At 32.7% G+C, this 4,094-nt stretch carries 5 protein-coding genes; 3 read left to right on the top strand and 2 right to left on the bottom strand.

Annotated features, from left to right (window positions below; genetic code table 11):
• Positions 1-142, bottom strand: a 142-nt coding sequence (locus A9G38_RS11755) for a transposase (protein WP_141671700.1), incomplete at its 3' end; no start/stop codon positions are given.
• A 101-nt stretch (positions 143-243) separates the two neighbouring features.
• Between A9G38_RS11755 and A9G38_RS08105 the strand changes: the two genes are divergently transcribed.
• From A9G38_RS08105 to A9G38_RS08095, 3 genes are read left to right on the top strand one after another with little or no spacing between them, the layout of a single operon-like run.
• Positions 244-1,221 (top strand): vWA domain-containing protein, encoded by a 978-nt coding sequence (locus tag A9G38_RS08105; RefSeq protein WP_080702375.1) that lies wholly within the window; start codon positions 244-246, stop codon positions 1,219-1,221.
• A 3-nt stretch (positions 1,222-1,224) separates the two neighbouring features.
• Positions 1,225-2,670: a sensor histidine kinase gene (locus A9G38_RS08100; RefSeq protein ID WP_051634302.1), complete on the top strand. Its 1,446-nt coding sequence runs from the start codon at positions 1,225-1,227 to the stop codon at positions 2,668-2,670.
• A gap of 2 nt (positions 2,671-2,672) precedes the next feature.
• Positions 2,673-3,356: a response regulator transcription factor gene (locus tag A9G38_RS08095; protein ID WP_034914577.1), complete on the top strand. Its 684-nt coding sequence runs from the start codon at positions 2,673-2,675 to the stop codon at positions 3,354-3,356.
• 35 nt (positions 3,357-3,391) lie between these two features.
• Here the strand turns inward: A9G38_RS08095 and A9G38_RS08090 are convergent.
• Positions 3,392-4,094, bottom strand: a 703-nt coding sequence (locus tag A9G38_RS08090; protein ID WP_141671768.1) for an integrase core domain-containing protein, incomplete at its 5' end; no start/stop codon positions are given.

The following is a 4,094-nucleotide window of genomic DNA, read 5'->3' as shown; positions in this document are numbered from 1 at the left end:
GCCAAGGAATACCGGTTCTCATTCGGAAAAGGATCCCTTCAAACGTCATCCGATGCTCGGATTTATTATAAACTCGGCCGGTATTTTTCATTATTTGTAGTAGCTTTTCCCACCGTTTATCTGTTAGCATTGTTCTTGGCATGATGAATCGAGTTATGGTTGTTTTTGGCTGAATTATTATAACTCACATCATGCCGTCTAAAAAATAATCATGAAAGATCAACACGCCCTAATAAACAAAAAATTATAAGATTGATTAATAAACACATTGTTGCTGGTGGCGGTACAGCATTATTTGCTGGTTTAAGTAAAGGTATTAATCAAGTTGAAAAGCAACTAACTAAAGATAAAGTTAATCGAATTATTTTGTTATCTGATGGGCAAGCTAACATTGGACCATCTTCGGTTGGTGAACTTTCAGAGTTAGCCATTATTGCAGCTAAAAAGAATATTGCTATTACTACGTTAGGTATTGGTAGTGATTATAATGAGCAGTTAATGTCCTCGATTGCAAGTTATAGTGATGGTAACCATGTATTTATTGATGATACAGCAAAGCTTGAAAATGTATTTGTGCGTGAATTTAAAGATGTTATGTCTGCTGTTGCGCAAGATGTAATTATTACTATTCATTTGAAAGAAGGTGTTAAGCCTGTGCGTTTACTTGGTCGTGATGGTGTAATTAAAGATAATCAAGTCACAGTTAAAATGAATCAGTTGTATTCAAATCAAGAAAAGTATCTATTATTAGAAGTTATCCCAGAAAAAGGTAAAGTAGGGCAAAATAAAACACTCGCCCAAATTGATTTGCAATATAATAATTTATTAGAAAATAAAACCGAAAATGAAACCCAAGTCGTTAAAATTGCTTATACTGATAATCAAGATGTAGTTAATAAAGCCATTGTTCATGAAGTCGTTGCCGAATCAGAAATACAAAAAGTTGCACTTGAAAATGAAAAAGCTTTAAAACTTTATAATGAAGGTAAATTAGAAGAAGCAAGACAGTTATTGCAAGAAAATAGTAAAAAGCTTAGAGATCGAGCAGATATGTTAAGCGAACACGAGCCAGAAGTAAGTAGTAGATTAAAAGAACAAATGGATAAAAATAATATAATGGCTGATGCAATTCTTACCGATGATGAGAACACTTATCGTAAAAAAGTGACTGAAAAACAGTATGAATCTAAGCAAAATATGAAAAGTGTGATAAAAAAATAACTTATGAAAAAATTAACAGCGATTTTGTCTTTTTTTATATTAATAGTTGCTTTTAGCTATTTAGGTTGGCGAACTATTGAGCATGAGGTCTTAATGCGCCAAACTAATCAGAAGCTATTAGCACAAAGTCAAATGAAGAATATAAAATCATCAATTGAATCGCTGTTAAATCAACGAGCTGTTTATTTTAATAGTTTGGCTCAGTTTTTACATAGCGATCAAACTGATATTGATGTTTTTTTAGCATCACAAACCGATATTAAAAATATCTTTAAGATCAAACATAATAAAATTGTTTATTTTAGCAATAAAACCGATCTGCAATGGAGCAATATTGTTGAATCAATTGAATACGATAGTTCAATTTTAGTTAATCATCATTCTCAATCTGAGCAATTTCAACCTAAATCTGGTTGGTATCAATCCTATGATCATCTTATTTATTGGGTAATTGAATCAGACACGATAATTGGTTTTGAGCTTTCAACCATTAATTTTTCGTTAAATGTGATTTGTTTATTTGACGATCAAATGTTAGCTGATAATTTTGTGTTATTAGATCACGATAAACAGATTTATGTTAATGGTGAACAATTGGCCGATAGTATCACTATTACGCTAGATTATCCATTACAGAATTGGAAATTAATTTATTATTATCAATCGCCTAAATTATTAGTATTGTATTTACTTGGTGGTGGGGTTATTGGTTTATTTATCATTGCTATTAGTTTTATTGTTTTGTATTGCTATCGTGAATATACTCGAACATTACGATTAGCAAAACAACAAGTTAGCTTTGTTGGTCAGGTTTCACACGAGTTTAAAACACCTTTAACCAATATCACACTTTATGCAGAACTATTACAAGAAAAACTGATAGATGAGCCCGTGCCAATTCCAAATTATTTAGAGGTAATAACAAGTGAAAGTAAGCGATTGACAAGATTAGTACAAAATGTGCTTAATTTTAATAAGCCAGCCAAGCTGAATATTAAACCAGTCAATTTAACACACCTAGTTGAACGAGTTTATACTACTTTTAAACCTGTGTTAGCAAAGAAATCTTTACAACTTAATTTAATTATTAATTGTGATAAAAATTGCATGATTAATACCGATGAAGATAGTGTGTTACAAATTGTTAATAATTTTTTAAGTAATGCCGAAAAATATGCTGCAAGAGGTAAAAAAGTTGATTTGTTACTCAATAAAAATGACAAACAAACAATCATTACAGTTCGAGATTATGGTATCGGCATACCGAATCATTTAATCAGGCAGATTTTTAAACCATTTTATCGTATCAATTCATCAATAACAGAAGGTGTTGCTGGTACAGGTATTGGACTTACCATTGCTAACCAATTAGCACAGCAATTGAATGGCACCATTCAGGTTGTAAATGAAAACCCTGGCGTAGCCTTTTCGTTAATTATTATGGAGTAAAAATGAAAATTTTAATTGCTGAAGATGATTTATATATCCGTAAAGGTATGACCGATCTTTTAGAACAAGAAGGCTATTCAATTATTCAAGCACCTAATGGTAAAGTTGCTCTAGAATTATTTGAACAAAATCAACCTGATTTTATTATTTTAGATATTATGATGCCTGAACTTGATGGTTACAGCGTTTGTCGTGAAATACGTAAAATAAATGATGATGTGCCAATTTTATTTTTATCAGCAAAAGATGAAGAAATTGATCGCGTAATAGGGCTTGAACTAGGTGCTGATGATTATATGAGTAAACCATTTGGTGTACATGAGCTAAGAGCAAGAATTAAAGCTATAGCTAAACGTTATTTAAAATCACAACAATCCAATCCAAAAGTTGATGATTCTTTTGTTTTTGGTGATTTGCTGGTTTATCCAATTGAGTTATGCGCTAAACGTAGGGAACAAACTATTGAGCTTTCGTTACGAGAAATAAAGATACTGGAATGTTTTTATAAAAATAAAAATAACGTGGTTACCCGTGATATGCTGTTTGATTACGCTTGGGGCTATGATTATATGCCAAACAGCCGAACACTAGATCAACATATTTCGAAATTACGCAAACAAATCGAAATTGATCCCTTAAATCCAGTTTTGATCAAAACAGTTCATGGTGTAGGGTATAGGCATTAATTGTAGTAGCTCAAACTTAATCTGACAGACACGTATTACTCATCGGCTTTCATTTTAACAAAATGCGTGTCCGATGAGCAAAATAAATTCTCCAATTGCTTTTCCTTAACCAACCCTTTTGCATCATTCCATGTTTGCCATGGTGTCTTCCCATAACAATATTTTCCAGAGTGTGCTCTTTCCCGATTGTAAAACTCAAGCCATTGCTCAATATCGTTTTGTATTTCACTCAATTGCGTGTAAATCTTACGTCGAAATAAAATATCATAACATTCTGTTTTCATCGTCTTATGGAATCGCTCACAAATACCGTTAGTTTGTGGGCTGTAGGCTTTGGTCTTGGTGTGTTCAATATCTTCTAGATTAAGATAAAGTTCATAAGCATGGCTCTCCTTATGGCCATTATATTCCGTCCCTCGGTCGGTAAGAATGCGTAAAAGTGGCACTTGTTCGTTGTCAAAGAAAGGAAGCACTTTATCATTGAGCATATCGGCAGCAATCAGACTGTTTTTCTCGGTATAGACTTTAGCAAAAGCGAGTCTGGAATAGGTATCAATAAATGTTTGTTGGTATATTTTCCCTATGCCTTTAATGTGCCCTACATAATAGGTATCTTGTGCACATAAATAACCCGGATGATGTGTCTCAATTTCACCATGCGCTTCTTTTGATGCTTTGGCTTTTTCAAGGGCCTGTAATTGATTTTCCGTGAGCACACATCCTTCTTGTGCCACTTTG

The organism is Gilliamella sp. Imp1-1, from assembly GCF_001690415.1.
GTDB lineage: Bacteria > Pseudomonadota > Gammaproteobacteria > Enterobacterales > Orbaceae > Gilliamella > Gilliamella bombi.
Note: the sequence above shows the minus strand (reverse complement) of the source record. Positions and strands in the feature narration are given on the sequence as shown.